Origin of the sequence: Segatella cerevisiae (assembly GCF_024054555.1) — a bacterium.
GTDB classification, from domain to species: Bacteria; Bacteroidota; Bacteroidia; order Bacteroidales; family Bacteroidaceae; genus Prevotella; species Prevotella cerevisiae.
Window position 1 is genome coordinate 66,272 of the sequence record NZ_JAMXLY010000007.1, and the last position, 21,385, is coordinate 87,656.

The following is a 21,385-nucleotide window of genomic DNA, read 5'->3' on the forward strand; positions in this document are numbered from 1 at the left end:
GTTATTATGGGAATTTCTATACCATATCATAGGATCTATAGACCTTTCGTCCAAAGTATTCCTAATTGGGAATATTCTCAGTGGGCATATATTCCAGATCATGATTATGCTTCTTCACCATTGTTTTATACGCGTGCTTTTCTCTTAATTCAAAAAGATATTCAGCAACTTTTTGAATTTATAGAACCTTCTGATACTAATTTGCAAACATATTCCTATCGTATTCATCAGCTTTTCATGAGAATATGTATTGAAATAGAGGCAAATTTTAAAGCTATATTTAAAGAAAATACTTATTCAAAACCTGAACGATTTTGGAATATAATTGACTATAAAAAAATTAATACATCTCATCATTTAGATGCTTATTCTGCAACATTTCCAGTGTGGGATGGTATTAAAAATACATATATGCCTTTTAAAGAGTGGACAAATGAACATGGTAGATTGCAATGGTATAAGGATTATAATTCAACAAAACATAATAGACAAGACGAACGAAAATTAGCAAATATGGAAAATCTGCTTAATGCTTTCTCTGCGCTATTTATTTTACTGTCATCTCAATTTAATACTATGTCCTTCGAACCTGGCAATAATCTGCTTAGTGTAGGTACGCAAGATACTTATTATCAAGGCAAAGAATTTGGGATAGGAGATTATCTCTTAATTGAGTATCCTGATAACTGGAAAGAAGAAGAAAAATATGAATTTGATTGGAATAACATAAAAAGTAAACCAGAAAAGTTTCAGAAATTTAATTATGATGAATTGGTGTAACGAAATGATATGAGTGATGGTTAGGAAAAAGATTTGAAATATGTTTTTATTAAATGATTGTTTTCTGCAATAATTGCAGCATCATAGTTTGATAATCGGGTATCTCCATAGAATTTTATTTGGTTGATTCATTCAAAGTACAAATATAGTTATTTTTAGGGAGATAGACTAATTTGTGGAAAGAGAAATGGATAAAGCGGAGTATCGTCCGTTTTATCCAAAGAGAAATGAAACTTTTAGTAATAAGAATGAACTAAAAACCTTGATTTTTGTAACAAGATATGAAAAGATTGACTATATTTGTAAGTAGTAATCCTTAACAAGGAAGTATAATCTTCCATAAATAATATCGTCAATGAACACAGATTTAAAGAAATCGCCAAAGATTTTTATTAGCCATTCTACTGATAATGCTAAAATAGCATCAGCTCTTGTGGACCTGCTTGAGTTTTTAGGTATAAGGGATATCTTTTGCAGCTCTGTCTCTGGGTATGAGGTACTTGCCGGAGAAAGTATATATCAACGTATTAAAAGCGAATATGAGGATCATGATCTTTTTATGATCTATCTGATTTCATCGGCGTATCTTGATAGCCCTATGTCTCTTAATGAAATGGGTGCTGCCTGGGTGTTGAAAAATGATTATCAAACTTTTATCCTTCCCAACCTTAATGTTAATAGCTTGGATCGGACGTGTATTGGTAAAAATAGTATTGCAATAAGATGGGATGACAATAATATAAAAGCTCGGATGAACCAGTTTAAAGCTAAGATAATAGAACTGTTTGACCGTTCTGCCCCAGATGAGAGTAGGTGGGAATATAAAAGAGATGAGTTTATCAAAAAATTCCAGTCATACCAACCTGCTCCCGAAGATAAGAAACAAACTATATCAATAGAGAAACCAGAAAGTCAGCCGAATGTTCGAAAAGAACCTGTGAATAATTTAGCTACATTAAATTCTCCTTTCAAGGATGAGTATCATTTGAAGTCTTATATCAATAAGACTTATGAGCAGCTATCTCAATTTGAAAAGGGGCAATTGGAAATAGAGAGAATTCGATTAGATACTTCTAATAATGAACGAATTACACCAACTTCTCTTATTATTAGGAATGTCTTCGCTGATGGATATGTGGTCATTAAAAGTACAAATGAATTGCTTACACAGAAATCTGTTGGCGAAGAATATTTAGCTGAAGCGAGAGCTATTGAGGCATTTGTCTATTATAATATGGCAATGTTATGGGGTAATATACCTGTTGTGAAGTCTACTCAACTTAGTGAGATTATGAGAATTTCCCAGTCTGAGGCAGAAACCGTATATCGTTATTGTTTAGAGCTTTTAAAGAAATGTTCTTTCATAAAAAGTCTAGATAACGGTCATGTTACGGATTCATTTGTAAATATCCTGTATACAGAATTATACCTGTCATTAGGTCAGAAGGATCTGGCATATTCTCATTTAAAAAAGGTCTCATCATTTAATAATAGCATATTCACATTGAATGTTGTTGATAAAAACGAAACAAAATCACCTATAGATATCTATACAAAAGAATATGTAGAATTGCTGAAGGAGGAAGTAGAAGGAAAAGATAATTCAGATGTCTGGTTTGACAGAGGTGCCATTTATGGAACTTGGGCTGTTTTGAAGAGATTAGGGAAAGCTCAATCTTTGACAGGTATAAAGGATTATGAATTGTTGCTACCAATACCACAACCTGAAGTAGATATTGATCCTCATATAAAACAAAATCCGGGATATTAATATATAATGGGAAATAATGACGTTGTAATAGAAGGATAGATGTGTTGATAAAAGTAAATAGTAAATATTGGAACTGCATTATTTTAGAGAGATTGGAAAATCCGAAAACTGAAAAGAAAAGAGATATAGGATTATGGGAAAGAAATACCAAGTTTTTGTTAGTTCTACATACGAAGATCTTATTCCGGAAAGGAAGCAGGTCATGAAGGCTCTTTTGCAAATGGATTGTTTTCCTGTGGGGATGGAATACTTTAATGCCGCTGATGAATCGCAGTGGGAAATAATTAAAAAACTTATTGATGAATGTGATTATTATGTGCTAATTGTTGCAGGTATGTATGGTACAATTGATGAAAAAGAACATAAAAGTTATACGCAGGAGGAATATGAGTATGCATATCAGAAGGGGATTCCAACGATTGTTTTCGTTCGAAAAGATTTAGAGAATATACCAAATAAATTTGTAGAAACGGGCGAAGAAAAAAAGAAGATGCTTGAAGCCTTTAAATCTGTTGTAGAAAAGAAACTTTGTAAATTTTGGAATGATCCAGGTGAATTAGTAGCTCAAGTGGTATTAAGTTTACACTCCTTAATAAAATCAAAGCCCAGAACAGGATGGGTTCGTTCTGATGAGCTCCCTGCAAATGCTTATAGGAAGATTCTTAAATTAAAGGAAGATAACGAAAAGCTAAAGGAACAAATAGTGTTAAGTGAAAACGAGGAACCAAATGATATTGATAGGCTACAGCAGGGTGATGATAAAATAAAACTAAAGTTCGACTATACTAAATCTTCACTATTCATGGATGACTGTACTTCTAGTGGAGAAATTAGCTTGACTTGGAATCAGATTATATCATTTATTGCTCCTTATCTGATTGATGAGTGCTCAGAAAGTGGGATGAAAAATGTTTTAAATAAAAATATTCAAAATTTATTAATAAATCAGGGAAATTATGAAGGAGATGATTTATCTCTTCATGATTCTTGCTTTCAAATAGTTAAGGTTCAGTTACTAGCTTTACATATTATAGAGTTGAGTAATAAAAAACATGGAGCTGAAGTCCAATGTGATGTATGTTGGCATTTAACAAAATACGGAAATCGTCAGATGATAAAGTTGAATGCACTCAAGAAGAATAGTTAAGGTGAACAAAACGATAAAGGGCAGAGTCGTTCCCTGCCCTTTCTATTGTTGAAAACCTATCAATCTTTCAAATAACCTTTATATGCTTTGCTCCACTTCTTCTTCTTTTTGCTTACAACAATGTTCGAAGTGCTTTTAGGAACGTAATATTTAGTTGTTGTCGGAGTGTAAATACCAAAAGTAATGCCGGAAACAAATAGATCACCAAATGTCTGTTTGTTTTCAATTACATAGTTGGGTGTGTTTAAAATGTATTTATCAGCTTTATCATGAGTAACAACAGCACCATAAATAAAATGGGCATTATGCATACTAGCGACATGAACTAATGGCTCATCTTGTGAAATGTGGCCTACAGTAATCTTATCACAATAACATGACGACAAACATAAGGCCATGGCTGCAATAAATAAAAATGTACTTTTTTTCATGATTAATAATTTTAATAATTAAACGAAATATATAAATACAGGAAAAGCGTGAGCGATTACCTATTAGCTTAGAGGCATCGCCAAACGCCCAAACACCAAACAAGTAAAGCCCACGCCATACGTGAGCATCTTACCTATTGTTATCGGTGTCTTATATATTTGGCGATTTTCTAAGACTATAAACAATAGCAAAACGCTATATTCCATTGCAAAGATAAAAAATCTTATTGATATTAAGGTTCTTTCTAGGGATTTTTTTAATTATGTAGATAAGGTGAGGCATCTTTAGTAGCTTCGAAAAATCCCAAAGTGTGGATAGACTTGGAAACCGTCAGGGAAGAGATGACTTTAAGGCAGAACTTGCATTAGAATTGGTCGTAATTTTCCATATTAGGTTATATATTCTGGATCAACATATCTGTTCACTTGATAATAGCGGATGGAGTTTTCTGTTTTTCCGGAGCAATGCCGTTCATATTATGTTCGCAACCGGTTAACAAATAATCTTATATTGACAGTATCAGCGCATTAATACCATAGAGCACTAATCGGTACCATAACCCATCTCGTCTTGAGTTTGTAGCTAGTATTTTATGTTGAACTAACTGTCTGAGAGATAGAGGGGGATGATTATTTCTTTTTGGTCTTGACTTTGTTATTTTTGTTTCCCAAAGCCTTTTTCTCTTCACTAGCCAGCCGCCTTTCGACCTTCTTGACATCTTCGGCAGGGGGCAGGTTCTCTGGTACAATGCCTCGGTCAATCATCATTTTCCGAACAGCCTTATTGTTATCCACATGTTCCGTAGCAATCTGTCCTTCACCGTACAGATTCTTCTGTTGTACATTGACATTGGTCATTTCGGCTGCGAAGTCCTTGGCTTTAATGCTGATGGTAGGAAGGCTATAAAGGATTCCGGAAAGATGTTTTTCTGTCTCCTGTAGTTTTGTACGTGCCTTGATACGTTCTATTTCCATGAGACGCTGCTCGATGAGTTCAGCCTTTCGTGTCTGTACTGCAAAATAAGTTTGTGCAAAGGTAATCTGTTCCTTTCTCGGATCTCCGTTCTGTGCGATAAGATAGCAGGCGTAACGAGTGAGAAGGATGTCTTCGACTTGACGCTCTGCTCCGGATCCCAGTTTGACCATTTTATTGACGCCAATAAAATGGTCTTCAACTTTTTGATTCGCCTTTTGGCAGGAAATCTTTGCTTTATCAATCACCTTATTGAAGTTCTGCCACAAACTGTAATTTAATAAATGCTGCAGGTCTCTAGCACTCCAGCATTCGATACCATTTACTTCCAAAGCGGCCTTTTCAAAACCATTGTACAATTCTAGAATCACTTCTTTTTTCATGTTTAGATTTTTATAGATTAAGATCTTTCGGTTGAATTAATTAGCACTAAAAATATGGATTATTCATCAAAATAATCAGAGTCGATTCTCTTTACGGTGTATGTGTCAATAGCTGTAACACCGACATTATACTGAATCTTCAATTCAGTTAAAGTCATCTGTTGGATTCAAAACTGACCAATATGACGCATACGGTTATATCTGTATGTCGTATATTGGTCAGGGTAAACTATACTCAATTTAAGATTATTCTTTCGGATAACCGACCTCATGGTTCATGAGGATAAGTTGACTTGCCGGAAGTCCGAGTTCTTTTTGCAGGGTTGTGACATCCATCGTCTTACGTGGAACATTGTTCAGTCCCAAAGCTGTACAGATCAGGGAAATGTTTTCCGATACATAGCCCACGTCGAGCATTCCTGCTTCACGAGCTGCGCTGCCTGCACGACTGCCGAATTTGGCTTGGTTACTGACTAACACAAGGCTGAGAGGTGGCAGCGGATTGAAAGACTGGCTGCCTGCAACAGCTGTCCTCAGGTCTTTTGAGGATACTTTCTTCAAACTGTTGTCTTTGGGGACATAGAGGAAAGCTCCGTCTTTTCGTATGGCATAAACCTCTATATCCTGGGCGTTCATGGCTGAAGGTGCCGTAGTCTTGTTTTCTGCAGGACGGTTGATGCCGCAAGCAGCCCAGAGTATTTGTGAAAGCGTATTGTCATTGATGGCTTTCTCTGAAAATACCCTTGTAGAATGGCGTTGTTCCAAAGCCTGTACCAGTGTCATACTGGCATCGTTGCTTGGAGCAGGGAGTTTGATGTTTTGGGCCATCGCACCTGTTCCCATCATCAGGCATAATGCAAATAAAACTTGTTTCCTCATTTTTGTAATTTATTAGTTATACGTGCGCAAAGATAATATTTTTCTAAGATTAATTTCTTATTCTGAAAATTTATTTACGGTCATTGTATAGGTTTATACTATCTTTACCCATGAGTGTATTTTGGACATTACATTTGATGTCTGTTCTTGCCTCTTCAGACAGGTTGATGAGAGTAAAGGACTTTAATCTCGAGTTTAATTGTGCCAATGCTTGAAATCAATAATCTTAGATAAATTTCTTATGACACTAATGAGACAATAGAAACCGGAAGTACAGAAATACTCTTTCTTCAACTTTCCCTTTCCCCTTGTGATTCCGGTTGAGGCTACGGCCCTCCAGACTCCGTTTAGGCAGAAAAGTGATACTTGTGTTGAAGGATAGGAGGAATTTTCTTATATTTGTACCGCAAGGCAGATTTTTATGAAAAATTATTTCAGCGCTTTCAGACGAGCCAAGATCAAGCATTTCTTTGAAATCGGGATATGGCGGGTAAAGGTCGACCAATTGTCGACTTGGAGGAGGATCGCCCTCTTTCTGACCCGTCGGCTTTATCTTTCTATCCGGTTCTTCATCGCGCGTGGCCATATTGACTATGCTACTCAATTGGCATTCAGTACTTTATTGGCACTTGTCCCCGTCTTTGCCTTCGTCTTTGCCATTGGCCGAGGTTTCGGTTTTAATGTGTTTATCGAACAGTGGTGTCGTGAAGTGTTGTCCAGTCAGCCTCAGGTCGCAAATTCAATCATTCATCTTGCCAATTCCTATATCGCTTATACGAATACAGGCATCTTTATCGGTGTCGGTCTGGTGCTGATGCTCTATAGTATACTCTCCCTGATCTATAATATCGAACATGTCTTTGACTCTATTTGGCAGGTCAAGAAGAAGCGCAGTTGGTCGGAGATCCTGCTCGATTATACAGGATTGCTCTTCATGGTCCCAGTCATCATTATCGTTGTCTCCGGTCTGAGCGTGGTCCTTTATGCTAATGTGGATAAATTGCAGCATATAGTACTGTTGGGAACCGTCGTTTGGCTTTTTGTACAGAAAATCGTACCTTGGTTATTGATGACGTTCATTTTTACGATCATCTTCGTCTATATGCCCAACACAAAGGTTCAGGTTCTCAAGGCCTTGGGTCCCGGAATGTTGGCATCCGCTTCAATGCTCATCCTACAGTATTTTTATGTCCATTATCAGGCACTGTTGACCAGTTACAATATCATCTACGGTTCTCTAGCAGCGCTGCCTCTGTTTTTGATCTGGCTTCAGGTCAGTTGGTATATATGCCTGTTCTGTACAGAACTCTGCTATATCAACCAAAATGTAAGCATGTATGAATTTCTTCTCGAGACACGCAACATCAGTCATAACAACCGGATGTTCATGAGTTTGATGATCATGAGTCAGATTTGCCGGAGGCAGAAGAAGAACAAAGAAGCTCTGACAGCGCGCCAACTGAAGGAACTCACGGGTTTCCCACTACGGATCGTGACGGATATCTTGAAGAATTTGTGTGAAACGGGTTTGGCAATAGAGAGTTATAATGCCGATCAAACCAGGGTGACTTATTTTCCTTATGGTGATTCCGGGCATCTGACTGTGGGGCAGATGGTAGACAAATTAGAATCATTTCCTCATGACACCTACCATAATCTTCAATTCAATTTTGAAAAGGACAAGAATTCGGATACCCTGCATCGTATCTTTGATATCCGTCGGAACTATCTTCGTCAGTTGAAGGATATTCCCGTAAACGAGGTGATACTGTGATCTTTCCTATATGAGAGTGCCGGGATTCTCTGATTTTAACCGGATAAAAATAAACTGTACATCTTCTTATACGAATAATAATCAATCTTATATCTATGACAAGAAATTTTATCATCCTACTCTTATTGTTCTTAACAATGGAGTTGCATGCTCAGACAGAGCACATGAAATTTGCCGATATTCCTCTAACAGGAACCATTGACCAGTTTCAGAAGAAATTGATCGCCAAAGGCTTTCGTTTACAAACCGATATCAACCGGCAACTGCCGGCGGGTACGCGTGCATTCAAGGGCACTTTTGCCGGAAGAAAAGGGAATGTGGCCGTCTATTATGACGCGACAACGAAGATCGTGTATTCTGCTAAAGTGTATTTCGACACATTGACTTCCGACTTTGCCAAAACAGAACTGGATAACTTGAAATCTCTGTTGTCTGTAAAATATGGGAAAGATAATATTACTGACGGCATCGATAATGCCGGTAATGCAACGATTACCGTCAGCACCGGTCCGGGAACTATCTATTGTTATACTTTGGAGGATGCGTCAGAGAATGGTTATCCTTATGATTGGTCAACTCATGCAGAATTCTCCGATAAAGCCAACAGTATGAAGCATGAGTCAGTTATCCTGAATGATTTCTGAATACCGTTTTGCCAATTCCATCTTTAAAGCGGTTTACAAAAGAAGCAAAATACTGTTGTTGTCCATTGAAGGTTATAAATGTCTCCTTTCAGACAGAGTATGGCTTGGCGAGTGTGATTTTCTTTCTTTTGAGATGACCAATTTGGCCTTGGACAGATAAAAGGAGGGATGAGGTAAAGTCGTAACTGGATGACAAAGCCTTAAGGTGTTTAGCGAAATGCAGCATAATGGTACACCATTATGCTGCATTTTGATGGACCATTATGCTGCATATTGGTGATCTTATTTCGAATAAGGAAGAGACGCCTCCATCTGGAATGGATTGGGTTGAAGATACTTTTATACGACCGTTTTCTATTTGAAGGAAGTCGTTATGATTTCTGACAATTGTTCCAGACCATGTCCGTCTTGTTCTCCAAAGGCTTTTTTCTGCGTACTGTCAATATCGAGAACGGCGACGACCTGTCCTTTCTGTCTGACAGGTACGACGATCTCTGACTTGGAGAGCGTGGAGCAGGCGATGTGACCGGGGAAATCAGTTACGTCGTCGACGATCATCGTCCGGTTCTCCGCCCAAGCCGTGCCGCAGACTCCTTTGCCTTTTCCGATGCGGAAGCAGGCAGCCGTTCCCTGGAAAGGTCCGAGAATCAGGCTATCTCCCTTGACCAGATAGAAACCTACCCAGAAAAATTCCGGAAACTTTTCCTTGATCAGTGCCGTGAGGTTCGCTAGTGCCGATACGGTGTCAGGGATGCCGTCTATCAAACTCTTACTTTGGGTGATCAGGTCCCGATAGCGCTCCGTCCTGGGGCTGTCCGTCAAACCCCGTTCACTGCCTCCGGGAATCTTTTCCGCCATATCTTGCCTGAGGTCATGGATGGGACCGTCTTCGATGAAATGCCCGTCCCCGACAGCATGGAAGATGTGTGCCTCCCGCTTGTCCGGATTCTCCCAGAGTTGTACGCACCTGAGGATTAGAAGTCCCTCGTCTTCGATATAGCGTTCCAGTTTGCATTCAAGGCAGGCCTGACAGTCGGAGAGCAGGGGAGCGCTGACCAACTCCGCCTTTTCCCGTTTCAGCTTGAATCTCTTGAATTTGTCACATTCGGAAGAGTGGGTCATGCCCACACCTCCTACGACCTCTCCGATCATATCCACCGTCGGAATGCAGATACAGCACTCTTTGGAGTCCATGATGGCACCGAAGGTTTCGTTCCAGGCTCCCGTAGAGATGCAGATATGGGGGAGGAAGTCCATCACCATACTCCATGAGAGTGTCATGACATAGTCCTTGGCTCCGGTACTGGCAGTGAGCAGGATGACCGGTCCCGGTTCAATATAAGTGAAAGCCCTGCTGAGCTCGCCTTTTCTTAATGACATATTAGATAAAATTAGAATTGTACTTGTTCATTGCAGTGTGAACCTGCAGGTCTGGACATCCCTGCAGTTAGGTCCTGCCATAACGTCGAAGTCCCCCGGCTCACAGACATACTGGAGTTGGGAGTTGTAGAATTTCAGTTTGTCGGCATTGATGACAAAGTTGACCGTCTTCGATTCCCCCCTGTTCAGATGAATGCGTTCGAAACCCTTCAGTTCCTCCACCGGGCGTGAGATGCTGGCTACCCTGTCCCGGATATAGAACTGCACGACTTCGTCACCGTCGTAAGCTCCGGTGTTGGTGACCGTTATACTTGCCCTGATGCTGTCATTCCCCGTCATAGTGTTCCTGTCCAAGGTGAGGGGTCCGTACTTGAAAGTTGTATAGGATAGTCCGAATCCGAAAGGATACAGCGGTTCGTTGTCAATGTCGAGGTAATTGCTGCGGAATTTGGTGAACCATTTCTCATTCCCCAAAGGTCTTCCAGTGTTGAGGTGGTTATAGTAGATGGGGATCTGTCCCACACTCTTGGGCATGGTGAAAGACAGATGTCCGCTGGGGACTTTGTCGCCGAAGAGCACGTCGCAGATGGCAGGAGCAGCCTCAGTCCCTCCGAACCAGACGTTGAGTATGGCGTTGAAATTCCGGTCTTCCCAAGTCATGACGGTAGGCCTTCCCGAGAAGTTGACCAGGATGACCGGCTTGCCGGTATCCTTGAGAGCCTGCAGCAGGTCTTTCTGGGCGTCGAAAATGGTGAGGTCCGAGCGGCTGCTGCACTCCCCGCTGCCGTTGGCGGGTTCTCCGATGGCCGCCACGATGACGTCAGCCTTCCGGGCAACGGCGAGGGCTTCGGCCCTAATGTCTTCCGGTTTGCGACTGTCCCATTTGATGCTCCCCCAGGACATGTTTTCCTGGAGTCGCTCATCGTAGCAGACATTGGATCCCTTGGCGTAGAGGATGTCAGCGTTGTTACCGACGGACTCCTTCATGGCTTTCACCAATGAAGGGCACAGGTTGGGGTCGGAGACGACATTCCATGTGCCGACCATCTGGGGCCCTGCCTCAGCCATTGGCCCGATGAGGGCTATCGTCCCCTTCTTTTGGAGAGGGAGGAGCCTGCGGTCGTTCTTGAGGAGGACGAAGGTCTCTGCAGCGATATCCCTTGCCGCCTTGAGATTGGCAGGGGTGAGCGTGGTCTTGGCCGCCTTTTTCCTGCTCAGGTAGAGATAAGGGTCTTTGAAAAGTCCGAGTTTGTATTTTGCTTCGAGTATTCGCCGGCAGGCCGTGTCTACCGACTGTACACTGACCTTTCCTTCGGCAATCGATTTTTCCAGTGTGTTCAGGAACCCTTCAGAGACCATGTCCATATCCGTTCCCGCATTGAGCGCCAGGGCGGAGACTTCCTGGAGGTCTTTCCCCACGCCGTGGTTGACCATCTCCTGGATGGCAGTGTAATCAGTGACGACGAATCCCTTGAATCCCCATTGTTTCCTCAGGAGATCCGTGAGCAGCCACTTGTTGCCGGCGGAAGGGATATAGTCTACGGTATTGAAGGAAGTCATGACGCTTCCCGCGCCTGCCTTCACGGCGGCTTCATAGGGCTGGAGATATTCATTGAACATGCGCAGGCGGCTCATGTCGACCGTATTGTATTCCCGTCCGGCCTCAACGCCTCCGTAGAGTGCGAAGTGCTTGATGCAGGCCATCATGGTGTTGCCGGTACTCAGGCTGTTGCCCTGGTAACCCCTGACCATTGCCCGGGCAATCAGGGAGCCGAGGTAGGGATCCTCGCCTGATCCTTCGGCCATCCTTCCCCAGCGTCCGTCACGGCAGATGTCGACCATGGGGCTGAAGGTCCAGCAGATGCCGTCCGCAGTGGCTTCAAGGGCGGAGATCTTGGCAGCGTTCTCGATGGCTTTCATATCCCAACTGCAGGAACTGGCAAGAGGGATGGGAAACTCAGTTTTATAGCCGTGTATCACGTCCAAACCGAAGATCAAGGGAATCTTCAGTCGGCTCTGCCTGACGGCGATGTCTTGGGCAGCGCGGAGGTTCTTTTCACCCGTGAGACTGAAGAGTCCCCCGACTTCCCCGTTTTTGATCTTCTCTGAGACGCCGCCGTTCTTGCCTTCACCGGTAACGATACTTCCGGAGGCGAGCAGATTCAATTGACCTATTTTTTCCTTAAGCGTCATTCTGCTCATCAGGTTGGTAATAAACTGATCCATTTGGGGATCATTCTCCTGAGCGGCAGATGAGGCTGGCAATAATAAAAGCAGGCAAACTGCTGTGTAAAGGATTTTTCTTGCTTTCATGATCTTTATATATAAAGGTAGGGTTCGTTAGGATATTTGTTTTGGGGAAATATGAAACCGGTCTTTGAGATGGTGCCGGTTCCTGTTAGTGACATTAAAAATATTACAAGAATCCCTGATGCCGCAGTGCCTCTATCAGGCCCTTCGAAAGTGGGACATTGTCCTTTTTAGTATATCTGATATCGGTATAAACCTGTGCTAAAGTTTCTTTCTTATTGATTTCCACAAAATGCCGGTTCTTTTCCGTGTTTTCTTTTTCAGCATAGAAACGGTCGATCATTTGGGGCGTGTAGTCCTTGTAGTGCTCTTTGTGGATGATAGCTTTGAGAGGCAGTCGGTCACTTTGTTCAGGATCTTCAGCCGGCCAACCCAATGTAATCGTAGCTACCGGGAAGACAAGTTTGGGCAGTTGTAAGGCGTCTATAATCTGTTGGGGAGAATAGAAAGTGGTGCCTAAAAAGCATGTACCGAGACCTTTTTCCTCAGCAAGATTGCTGAAAGTCTGCGTATAAAGCAAGGCATCTGCAGAGGCATTGATAAAACTCAGGAAATTGTCATACCCGGGATTAGCCTTACGTTGCTTTGCCCAAAGGGTCGTGCGTCGGAAATCTGCGCAAATGGTCAGGACAACAGGCGCCCCCATGACCATCGGTTGGTCAAAATGAGCAGGGGAAAGTGCTTCCTTGCCCTCCTTCGAGCGTGTGATGACAACGCTGTAGAGTTGAAGATTGCCCATAGTGGGTGTGCGCTCGGCTTCTTGAAGGAGTTGGTTGAGAAGTTCATCACTGACCGCTTTGTCAGAATACTTACGTATACTTTTCCTTTGATTGAATGATTCCATATATTAAGTCTTTTGAAATTTCCGTTAACCGGTGAAACCTTCTATCGGAAAGCTTCAGTTACAAAGTTAACTGAATTTAGAGAAACGAGCAAATTATTTGACTTTATTAATGCTGGGAATCATACAAAAGGAAAAACAGTTTCAATCTTAGGTGTATACGACCAGTATAATCAGAAAACACAACGCCTTATCCGTTAAGTGACTCGTCCTGTCGTAGCTTACTTTCATCCTGAAAAAATGAATTTTGGATGACTTGGAGAACGGGTTTGACGATTTGAAATTACTACTAAAAGTTTTTCGTTTCCGAAAATATTGAGTTATCTTTGCACGATAGTTAGAAATTACAATTCACCAAAATATGGAAGGTAAAACCTATTCTTTTGAGGAAGCATACGAAGAGTCTTTGAAGTATTTTGACGGTGATCAGTTGGCCGCCAAGGTATGGGTAAACAAATACGCTATGAAAGACAGCTTCGGGCATATCTTCGAAAAATCGCCGGTAGATATGCATTGGCGTATAGCAAATGAAATTGCTCGGATAGAGCAAAAGTATCCCAACCCGATGAGTGCTCAACAAGTTTTTGACCTGCTGGACCATTTCCGCTATCTTGTCCCCGGGGGCAGTCCGATGGCAGGGATAGGCAATAAGCATCAGGTCTCGAGTCTGAGCAACTGTTTTGTGATCGGCTTGGACGGGGATGCCGATTCCTATGGTGCTATTATGAAGATCGACGAGGAACAGGTCCAATTGATGAAACGTCGTGGCGGTGTCGGACATGATCTGAGTCAGATTCGTCCAAAAGGCTCACCGGTCAACAATTCTGCCCTGACAAGTACGGGTCTCGTCCCGTTTATGGAGAGATACAGCAATTCCACCCGTGAGGTAGCTCAGGACGGGCGGCGCGGAGCACTGATGCTTTCCGTGAGCATCAAGCATCCCGACAGTGAAGATTTCATCGATGCGAAGTTGGAGCAAGGTAAGGTGACCGGTGCCAATATCAGCGTGAAGATAGACGATGAATTCATGAAGGATGCGATCGCAGACCGCCCCTATACCCAGCAGTTCCCGATAGATGCAAAGAGTCCGAAGGTGACAAAACAAATATCGGCACGTAAACTCTGGGGGAAGATCGTACATAATGCCTGGAAAAGTGCGGAACCGGGAGTGCTGTTTTGGGATACGATCCTTCGGGAGAGTGTGGCCGACTGCTATGCTGATCTCGGGTTTCGGACAGTGAGCACGAACCCTTGTGGAGAAATTCCCCTCTGCCCTTATGACAGTTGTCGTCTCTTGGCAATCAATCTGTACTCTTATGTGGAGAAACCGTTTACTAAAGACGCCTATTTCAACTTCGACAAATTCAAGCAGCACGTACAATACGGTCAACGACTGATGGACGATATCGTCGACCTTGAGATGGAAAAGATAGACATGATCCTCGACAAGATCAAGAAAGATCCTCAGAGCGATGAGGTGAAGTATACAGAATATCACCTTTGGGAGAAGATTCGCAAGAAGAGTGGGGAAGGTCGCCGTACTGGTCTGGGAATCACAGCTGAAGGCGATATGCTGGCAGCTTTGGGTTTCCGTTATGGTACCCAGGAGGCGACAGATTTCAGCGTCTCCGTACATAAGACACTTGCACTGAATGCCTATCACAGTTCAGTTATAATGGCTAAGGAGCGTGGCGCTTTTGAAATATATGACACCCAGCGTGAACTGCACAATCCTTTTATCCTCCGTTTGAAGGAAACTGATCCGGGACTATATGAAGAGATGGTCAAATACGGCCGTCGAAACATAGCGTGTCTGACGATAGCCCCTACAGGGACCACCTCATTGATGACCCAGACGACTTCCGGTATAGAACCGGTATTCATGCCTGTTTACAAGCGCCGTCGGAAGGTCAATCCGAGTGATGATGATGCCCATGTAGATTTCGTCGACGATGTAGGTGACAGTTATGAGGAGTATATCGTCTATCATCAGAAATTTCTTAAATGGATGAAGGTCAATGGCATTGACACCACAAAGAATTACAGTCAGGAAGAGATTGACGGTCTCGTGGCACGTTCACCTTATTATAAAGCGACAGCTAATGATGTTGACTGGTTGATGAAGGTGAGGATGCAGGGAGCTATTCAGAAATGGGTAGACCATTCTATTTCTGTGACCGTCAATCTGCCTAATAGTGTCGATGAGGCCTTGGTCAACAAATTGTACGTCGAGGCTTGGAAATGCGGCTGCAAGGGTTGTACCATTTATCGTGACGGCAGTCGTGCAGGCGTCATGGTCTCCGTTTCCAAGAAAGATAAGAAGAGTGAGAAAGCGGCCGTTGACGGCAATGATGTCAAAGACAACAACCTGGAGGAGAAGGCTGCTTTCAAGCGCCCGACAGTTACAGAGATCCGTCCCAAGGAATTGGATTGCGATGTGGTCCGTTTCCAGAACAATAAAGAGAAATGGGTCGCATTTGTCGGATTGCTGAACAATTATCCTTATGAGATATTCACTGGTCTTCAAGATGATGAGGAAGGTATTGCACTTCCGAAGAATGTCACGAAAGGCGAGATTATCCAACAGACGAATCCTGATGGCTCTCACCGCTATGACTTCCAATTCAAGAACAAAAGAGGATACAAGACAACTGTAGAAGGCTTGAGCGAGAAGTTCAATCCGGAATACTGGAATTATGCCAAGTTGATTTCCGGGGTCCTGCGTTACCGGATGCCTATAGACCATGTCGTCAAACTGGTTACCTCTCTGCAATTGAAGGATGAAAGTATTAATACTTGGAAGAACGGCGTCGTAAGGGCCTTGAAGAAATATATCGTAGACGGTACAAAGGCGAAAGGTCAGAAATGTCCGATATGCGGGCAGGAGACCTTGGTCTATCAGGAAGGTTGTTTGATCTGCACGAATTGCGGAGCAAGCCGCTGTGGCTGATAAGGAGAGTTTAATCGTGAGCATAGGAGATCTTGCGGCTGGGCCAAACATACTTTGTGCCCTTCAGAAACGGCTGGGCTTAAAGAGACCGAACCGCAAGATCAAATAGATGCATGAAAGTGCGAAAGACAGGACCAATTTTAAGGAGGCGGATATGAAACTGACGGATAGTGAAATAGTGCTGAAGGGGATGCGTTTCCATGCCTTTCATGGTGTCGGAGCACAGGAGCATCTTACAGGTAATGACTATATCGTGGATCTCTGTGTCCGCTATTCGATAGAAAAGGCGATGTATTCTGATGATCTTGAAGATACCTTGAATTACGCAGACCTTTATAAGATCGTCAACCAGGAAATGCAGACCCCGAGTTTGTTGTTGGAGCGTGTAACAGGGAGAATAGCAGAAAGGCTGTTCCATGCTTTCCCTTCCATACAGGCGGTAGATATGAATCTGATGAAACTGAACCCGCCTATAGGGGCTGACTGTGAAGGCGCCTTAATCAAATCACATTTTATCAACGACAATTAGTGATTTTGGATGGAAAAGTGATAATTTTCAGAAGGTAATTGAGATAGAAATGATAAAACTGAATAAAAGATAGTAGTTTTTGTGAGAAAATCATTACTTTTGCATTAAACTGCCTTTTGAGGAATGAAGAGACATTTTTTGATTATCTTTTTGGCTTTGTTATCCTCTGTGATAACTGTCCCTGTAGTTTTTGCCGGTTCTGCTAAAAATCAACGTTTTACGTTAGTGATTGATGCCGGGCATGGTGGACATGATGCGGGTGCATTAGGGGCCATGTCAAATGAGAAGGATATTAATCTGAAGGTTGCATTGGCTTTTGGACGTGATGTTGAGCGGAATTGCCCTGACGTCAGGGTGATTTATACGAGAAAAACTGACGTTTTTGTCCCCTTGATGGAGCGTGCCAATATTGCCAACCGCAATAATGCTGATCTGTTTATATCCATTCACACCAATGCTCTGCCGGCAGGAAGGATTGCCCAGGGTTTCGAGACGTGGACGCTGGGAATGCATCGTGCTAAGGATAATCTGGCCGTCGCTATGAGGGAGAACTCGGTCATCTCAATGGAGAAGGACTATAAAGTGACTTATCAGGGTTTCGATCCCAATTCTTCAGAGAGTTATATTATGTTCGAGTTCATACAAGACCGGAACATGGCGAAAAGCGTTGATCTGGCTGGGATGATAGAAAAGAATGTCTGCAATCGGGCGAACCGTATTAATAAGGGCGTGCATCAGGCAGGATTCTTGGTTTTGAGAGAGACCTCAATGCCGAGTTGTCTCATAGAACTCGGTTTTATCACCACTCCCAGTGAAGAGCAGGACTTGAATGATGCTTCTAAGGAAGAAGCTATTGCGGACGGAATCTATCATGCGTTCCTGGAATATAAGAACAAGTATGGCCGTCGCATAACAGTACCTTATCGTAGTGAGACCAATGATACTCCTGATGTCCCTCAGATTGTGTCGGATAATGATCAGGACGATCAGGAGGCAACAAAAGTGAACAGTCAGGACAATACACATTGGGTCTTGGTGCCGCCTGCAAATAAAAAGACTCCTGTTGCTCAGTCAACAGATCAGTCTGCGGGTGATTCTGATGCAAAGACAAACAGTATAGCTAAAAAACGCAGTCAGGGGAGTGTACCCGTAAAATCGAAGTTGGCTGATTCGAAAAAAACGACTGCCTCTCAGGCAACTCAGGCTCCTTCAGCAGATGTGCCGGTCTTTAAGGTGCAGTTGTTCGCTTCCAGTAGAGAGGTGCATGTGGGCGATGCTTCGTTGAAAGGGTTAGATGATTTTGATTTCTATCGAGACGGACAGTTCCTGAAATATACAACTGGAAGTTCGGCAGATTACAATGAAATATCACGGTTGCGGAAGAGTTTACTGGACCGATTCCCGGACGCTTTCATCATTGCCTTCAAGAACGGAAAAAGAATAGATGTAAACCAGGCCATTACGGAATTTTCAAACAACAAGAAAAAATAAGATTTATGAAGCAGATACTCACCAAAGAGGTTAAAATCGCCTTGGTCGCCATAATTGGAATAGTCGTTCTTTTTTTCGGGATCAAGTTTCTGAAGGGGATGAACTTGTTTTCGAATGATGATACGTATTATATGACGTTTCAGGATATCAGTGGACTGGGTACAGCTGCTCCTATCTATGCTGACGGATATAAGGTGGGTACTGTCAAAGGTATAGAATATGATTATGAAGGCACTGGTCCTATCCGTGTGAAGGCGGGTCTGAAAAAGGGCTTGCGTATACCTAAGGGGAGCAAAGCTGAAATAGAAAAGGACATCATGGGCAATATGCAGGTGAATATCTTGATGTCAAATAATCCTGTAGAGAAGATCGAACCCGGTCAAGTGATTCCTGGTATGACAGAATCTGGTATGATGGCAAAATTCCAGGAGATGGTACCTTCTATCGAGAAGATGATGCCTAAGATCGATTCTATTCTTACAGGTCTCAACGCGTTAATCGCCAATCCTGCTCTCACTCATTCCCTTGACAATATACAAGTGACCACTGCCAATCTTGCCGTTTCTTCCAGACAATTGAATACCCTGCTCACAGGATTGAACCGTCAGATACCCGGATTGATGGGTAAGGCAGGCGGGATGTTGGACAATGCCAACGGTGTCATGGTCAACAGCAGAAAATTTACAGACCATCTGGCCTCTCTTGATATTCAGAAAACAATGAATCAAGTAAATACCACCTTGGATCAGGTGCATCAACTGAGTGAGAAACTCAACAACGAGAACAGTTCATTAGGAAAATTGATGAATGACCCGTCCTTGTATGATAATATGAACATGAGTGTCCGCAATCTTGACTCTTTGTTCGTCAATATCCGGACTCATCCTAAGCGGTATGTTCATTTCTCTTTGTTTGGCAAAAAAGACAAGTAGAAAGATAACTGGACGTGAGTTTGATAATGAAGTCCTCTCTATGGCATCAAAACAGTTGTCGATAGAGAGGACTTTTATTTGTAATTTATGCAATGGAATGAAGGGCGTTAAGCCCTTTCAGAATGGCGTAAAGCGCATTTCCTAATTAAATTTTGTCTAAATAATTATCACCCTTGTTTCACAGAGTTGCTGACGATATTTTAGTGTTTGAAAATGAGTCGCTTTAGGGTTTGTCATGGGATTGTTTCACTACTAAAGTCCCTTCTGTAGGTAATACTGTTTATATCTCTTATTATCAATAATTTATATCGTTTGGCGTTTCATCTGCTATAAGCAGTGTACCGTAAGCCATTAAATACCCGATAACAAGCTGTTTACGGTGAATGGGGCAATATATGTTGAAGAACATGATTTGTGTAATTAGAAAATGTTTTATACCTTTGCAAATGAGTCGAGTACCGAATGATTTGATCATTTAGGAGGAAATACAGTTTGATTTTCGGGCTGTTACCTTAGCCGAAGTGGTCAATAGATTAGAGAGACCGTTGAGAGTCAATTGTCTGTCGATTTATAGCGTTTCATTTCTTAAGCGTCAAGCCGGTCAGTGAGTTTGCTGAGCGTGACGGAGATGACACGCGAAATTGTTCTGCGACCTGTATTATGAAATCAATTTATAGCGTGTTTTTTTAGCATGAAGAAAGACAGTCCTAAAGATCTTTGGGATCAGGCCCTTATGCTCATCAGAAATAATCTGGATGAGAAGGCCTATAACACTTGGTTCAGACCTATTGTTTTCGAGTCCTATGACGAGAAGAAAACGACCCTTCTTGTCCAAGTGTCGAGTGGTTTCGTTTATGAGTATTTGGAGGCTAACTATGTAGATTTGATGAGCAAGGCCCTTCGAAAATTTTTCGGAGAAGGCATCCGGTTGACTTATCGTATCGTCACCGATAAAGAGCATAACCTGACACAAAACATAGAAGCTGATCCGGCAGATGCTATCAAACAGAAACCGCTGGCAGGCGCCAATCAGTCTCCGACGATCCTGGATGCGGCAAAACCCCAGCAACTCGATTCCCAACTGAATCCGAAACTGACTTTCTCTAATTATGTGGAGGGAGACAGCAATAAGTTGCCGAGGTCTATCGGACTGACAATAGCCGAGCATCCGAATACGGCACAATTCAATCCGATGTTCATCTATGGCCCTTCTGGTTGTGGAAAGACCCATTTGATCAATGCCATCGGGAATGAGTGCAGAAAATGCTATCCGAACAAGAGAATCTTGTATATCAGTGCGAGGCTTTTCCAAGTGCAGTATACAAGTGCCGTGCTGAATAACCACGTCAATGATTTTATAGGGTTCTATCAGACCATTGACATGCTGATTGTAGACGATGTCCAGGAATGGATGGGAAAAGCCAAGACCTTGGATACTTTCTTCCATATATTTAATCATCTGTTCAAGAATGGCCGAAGAATCATTCTGGCAAGTGATCGCCCGCCGGTGGAACTGAAAGATATGCCTGACCGCCTGCTGACTCGTTTCTCTTGTGGACTTATCGCTGAACTGGAGAAACCGAACAAGCAACTCTGCAAAGATATTCTGACTAATCTGATTCGGCGCAACGGTCTTGCCATTCCCGATGATGTAGTGGACTATATTGCTGAGAATGCAGACGGAAGCGTACGTGATCTGCAAGGCGTCATCAACGGTCTGTTGGCATACAGCATTACCTATGGCGGCGATATCAATTTGAAGTTAGCCGAGAGAGTGATCAAGCGGGCTGTGAAAGTAGATGATGAGCCGCTTACACTAGATGATATCGTCAGTACGGTCTGCAAGCACTTCAATGTGTCACCAAACTCTGTAAATAGCCGTAGCCGTAAGCATGATTTCGTCATAGCCCGGCAAGTCAGTATGTATATGGCGCAGAAATACACGAAGATGCCTGCTTCAAGAATCGGAAAATTGGTTGGCAATAGAGACCATTCAACTGTAGTCCATAGTTGTTCTAAAGTCGAAGGGCGCTTGAAGGTTGACCGTTCTTTTCGGGATGAACTGGTATCGATAGAAAATGCATTTAAACTGAAAAACTGATCGGAGAATAGCATCTGGCTTTTCTTAAGAACAAAAAGAAGTGAAACTCCTCAGAGTCTCACTTCTTTT

At 42.6% G+C, this 21,385-nt stretch carries 16 protein-coding genes and 1 pseudogene; 10 read left to right on the plus strand and 7 right to left on the minus strand.

The window, feature by feature from the left end; translation table 11 throughout:
• Nucleotides 1–6 precede the first annotated feature (6 nt).
• The 3 genes from NG821_RS03195 (at nt 7) to NG821_RS03205 (ending at nt 3,698) form a co-directional block, all read left to right on the plus strand.
• Nucleotides 7–780 (plus strand): hypothetical protein, encoded by a 774-nt coding sequence (locus NG821_RS03195; RefSeq protein ID WP_252760222.1) that lies wholly within the window; start codon nt 7–9, stop codon nt 778–780.
• Nucleotides 781–1,135: 355 nt separating this feature from the next.
• Nucleotides 1,136–2,551, plus strand: a complete 1,416-nt coding sequence (locus tag NG821_RS03200) for a TIR domain-containing protein (protein ID WP_252760223.1) — start codon at nt 1,136–1,138, stop codon at nt 2,549–2,551.
• A gap of 133 nt (nt 2,552–2,684) precedes the next feature.
• Complete coding sequence (locus NG821_RS03205; protein ID WP_252760224.1) at nt 2,685–3,698, plus strand: DUF4062 domain-containing protein; 1,014 nt, start codon at nt 2,685–2,687, stop codon at nt 3,696–3,698.
• 59 nt (nt 3,699–3,757) lie between these two features.
• Here the strand turns inward: NG821_RS03205 and NG821_RS03210 are convergent, their stop codons facing one another.
• The 3 genes from NG821_RS03210 to NG821_RS03220 all read right to left on the minus strand — a co-directional run bounded on the left by NG821_RS03210 (nt 3,758) and on the right by NG821_RS03220 (nt 6,364).
• Nucleotides 3,758–4,129, minus strand: coding sequence for a Bor family protein (locus NG821_RS03210; RefSeq protein ID WP_252760225.1), 372 nt, complete (start codon nt 4,127–4,129; stop codon nt 3,758–3,760).
• A gap of 630 nt (nt 4,130–4,759) precedes the next feature.
• Complete coding sequence (locus NG821_RS03215) at nt 4,760–5,485, minus strand: BRO family protein (RefSeq protein WP_252760226.1); 726 nt, start codon at nt 5,483–5,485, stop codon at nt 4,760–4,762.
• Nucleotides 5,486–5,731: 246 nt separating this feature from the next.
• Nucleotides 5,732–6,364, minus strand: a complete 633-nt coding sequence (locus tag NG821_RS03220) for a SagB/ThcOx family dehydrogenase (RefSeq protein WP_252760227.1) — start codon at nt 6,362–6,364, stop codon at nt 5,732–5,734.
• A 421-nt stretch (nt 6,365–6,785) separates the two neighbouring features.
• Here NG821_RS03220 and NG821_RS03225 point away from each other — a divergent pair, with 421 nt between their 5' ends.
• Nucleotides 6,786–8,138, plus strand: coding sequence for a YihY/virulence factor BrkB family protein (locus tag NG821_RS03225; RefSeq protein WP_252760228.1), 1,353 nt, complete (start codon nt 6,786–6,788; stop codon nt 8,136–8,138).
• 95 nt (nt 8,139–8,233) lie between these two features.
• The gene (locus NG821_RS03230) at nt 8,234–8,782 is read left to right on the plus strand and encodes a hypothetical protein (protein WP_252760229.1); all 549 of its coding nucleotides are present in this window, start codon (nt 8,234–8,236) and stop codon (nt 8,780–8,782) included.
• A 354-nt stretch (nt 8,783–9,136) separates the two neighbouring features.
• Here NG821_RS03230 and NG821_RS03235 read toward each other — a convergent pair whose 3' ends face one another.
• The 4 genes and pseudogenes from NG821_RS03235 to NG821_RS03250 all read right to left on the minus strand — a co-directional run bounded on the left by NG821_RS03235 (nt 9,137) and on the right by NG821_RS03250 (nt 13,316).
• Entirely contained in the window at nt 9,137–9,640 is a 504-nt protein-coding gene (locus NG821_RS03235) for a GAF domain-containing protein (RefSeq protein WP_252760240.1), read from the minus strand.
• A gap of 81 nt (nt 9,641–9,721) precedes the next feature.
• A pseudogene (locus tag NG821_RS03240) lies at nt 9,722–10,162 on the minus strand (flavin reductase family protein); the annotation flags it as partial.
• Nucleotides 10,163–10,189: 27 nt separating this feature from the next.
• Nucleotides 10,190–12,475: a beta-glucosidase BglX gene (gene bglX, locus NG821_RS03245; RefSeq protein ID WP_262921852.1), complete on the minus strand. Its 2,286-nt coding sequence runs from the start codon at nt 12,473–12,475 to the stop codon at nt 10,190–10,192.
• A 103-nt stretch (nt 12,476–12,578) separates the two neighbouring features.
• A complete protein-coding gene (locus NG821_RS03250; RefSeq protein ID WP_252760230.1) occupies nt 12,579–13,316 on the minus strand; it encodes a nitroreductase family protein in 738 nt (245 codons plus the stop codon).
• Between the two features lie 358 nt (nt 13,317–13,674).
• Here NG821_RS03250 and NG821_RS03255 point away from each other — a divergent pair, with 358 nt between their 5' ends.
• The 5 genes from NG821_RS03255 to dnaA all read left to right on the plus strand — a co-directional run bounded on the left by NG821_RS03255 (nt 13,675) and on the right by dnaA (nt 21,316).
• On the plus strand, nt 13,675–16,263 hold the full coding sequence (locus tag NG821_RS03255; protein WP_252760231.1) for an adenosylcobalamin-dependent ribonucleoside-diphosphate reductase: 2,589 nt from the start codon (nt 13,675–13,677) through the stop codon (nt 16,261–16,263).
• 154 nt (nt 16,264–16,417) lie between these two features.
• Complete coding sequence (folB, locus tag NG821_RS03260; protein WP_252760232.1) at nt 16,418–16,792, plus strand: dihydroneopterin aldolase; 375 nt, start codon at nt 16,418–16,420, stop codon at nt 16,790–16,792.
• Between the two features lie 123 nt (nt 16,793–16,915).
• Nucleotides 16,916–18,283 (plus strand): N-acetylmuramoyl-L-alanine amidase family protein, encoded by a 1,368-nt coding sequence (locus tag NG821_RS03265; RefSeq protein ID WP_252760233.1) that lies wholly within the window; start codon nt 16,916–16,918, stop codon nt 18,281–18,283.
• A gap of 5 nt (nt 18,284–18,288) precedes the next feature.
• On the plus strand, nt 18,289–19,215 hold the full coding sequence (locus tag NG821_RS03270; protein WP_252760234.1) for an MlaD family protein: 927 nt from the start codon (nt 18,289–18,291) through the stop codon (nt 19,213–19,215).
• Nucleotides 19,216–19,906: 691 nt separating this feature from the next.
• Nucleotides 19,907–21,316, plus strand: a complete 1,410-nt coding sequence (gene dnaA / locus NG821_RS03275; protein ID WP_252760235.1) for a chromosomal replication initiator protein DnaA — start codon at nt 19,907–19,909, stop codon at nt 21,314–21,316.
• Nucleotides 21,317–21,385: the final 69 nt, after the last annotated feature.

Bases quoted from the DNA above. Each gene is read 5' to 3' on its own strand.
- bglX (WP_262921852.1), bottom strand. From the start codon at position 12,475: ATGAAAGCAAGAAAAATCCTTTACACAGCAGTTTGCCTGCTTTTATTA.
- NG821_RS03235 (WP_252760240.1), bottom strand. From the start codon at position 9,640: ATGGCGGAAAAGATTCCCGGAGGCAGTGAACGGGGTTTGACGGACAGC.
- NG821_RS03250 (WP_252760230.1), bottom strand. From the start codon at position 13,316: ATGGAATCATTCAATCAAAGGAAAAGTATACGTAAGTATTCTGACAAA.
- NG821_RS03225 (WP_252760228.1), top strand. From the start codon at position 6,786: ATGAAAAATTATTTCAGCGCTTTCAGACGAGCCAAGATCAAGCATTTC.
- NG821_RS03195 (WP_252760222.1), top strand. From the start codon at position 7: ATGGGAATTTCTATACCATATCATAGGATCTATAGACCTTTCGTCCAA.
- dnaA (WP_252760235.1), top strand. From the start codon at position 19,907: ATGAAGAAAGACAGTCCTAAAGATCTTTGGGATCAGGCCCTTATGCTC.
- NG821_RS03265 (WP_252760233.1), top strand. From the start codon at position 16,916: ATGAAGAGACATTTTTTGATTATCTTTTTGGCTTTGTTATCCTCTGTG.
- NG821_RS03220 (WP_252760227.1), bottom strand. From the start codon at position 6,364: ATGAGGAAACAAGTTTTATTTGCATTATGCCTGATGATGGGAACAGGT.
- NG821_RS03200 (WP_252760223.1), top strand. From the start codon at position 1,136: ATGAACACAGATTTAAAGAAATCGCCAAAGATTTTTATTAGCCATTCT.
- NG821_RS03205 (WP_252760224.1), top strand. From the start codon at position 2,685: ATGGGAAAGAAATACCAAGTTTTTGTTAGTTCTACATACGAAGATCTT.
- NG821_RS03270 (WP_252760234.1), top strand. From the start codon at position 18,289: ATGAAGCAGATACTCACCAAAGAGGTTAAAATCGCCTTGGTCGCCATA.
- NG821_RS03210 (WP_252760225.1), bottom strand. From the start codon at position 4,129: ATGAAAAAAAGTACATTTTTATTTATTGCAGCCATGGCCTTATGTTTG.
- folB (WP_252760232.1), top strand. From the start codon at position 16,418: ATGAAACTGACGGATAGTGAAATAGTGCTGAAGGGGATGCGTTTCCAT.
- NG821_RS03230 (WP_252760229.1), top strand. From the start codon at position 8,234: ATGACAAGAAATTTTATCATCCTACTCTTATTGTTCTTAACAATGGAG.
- NG821_RS03215 (WP_252760226.1), bottom strand. From the start codon at position 5,485: ATGAAAAAAGAAGTGATTCTAGAATTGTACAATGGTTTTGAAAAGGCC.
- NG821_RS03255 (WP_252760231.1), top strand. From the start codon at position 13,675: ATGGAAGGTAAAACCTATTCTTTTGAGGAAGCATACGAAGAGTCTTTG.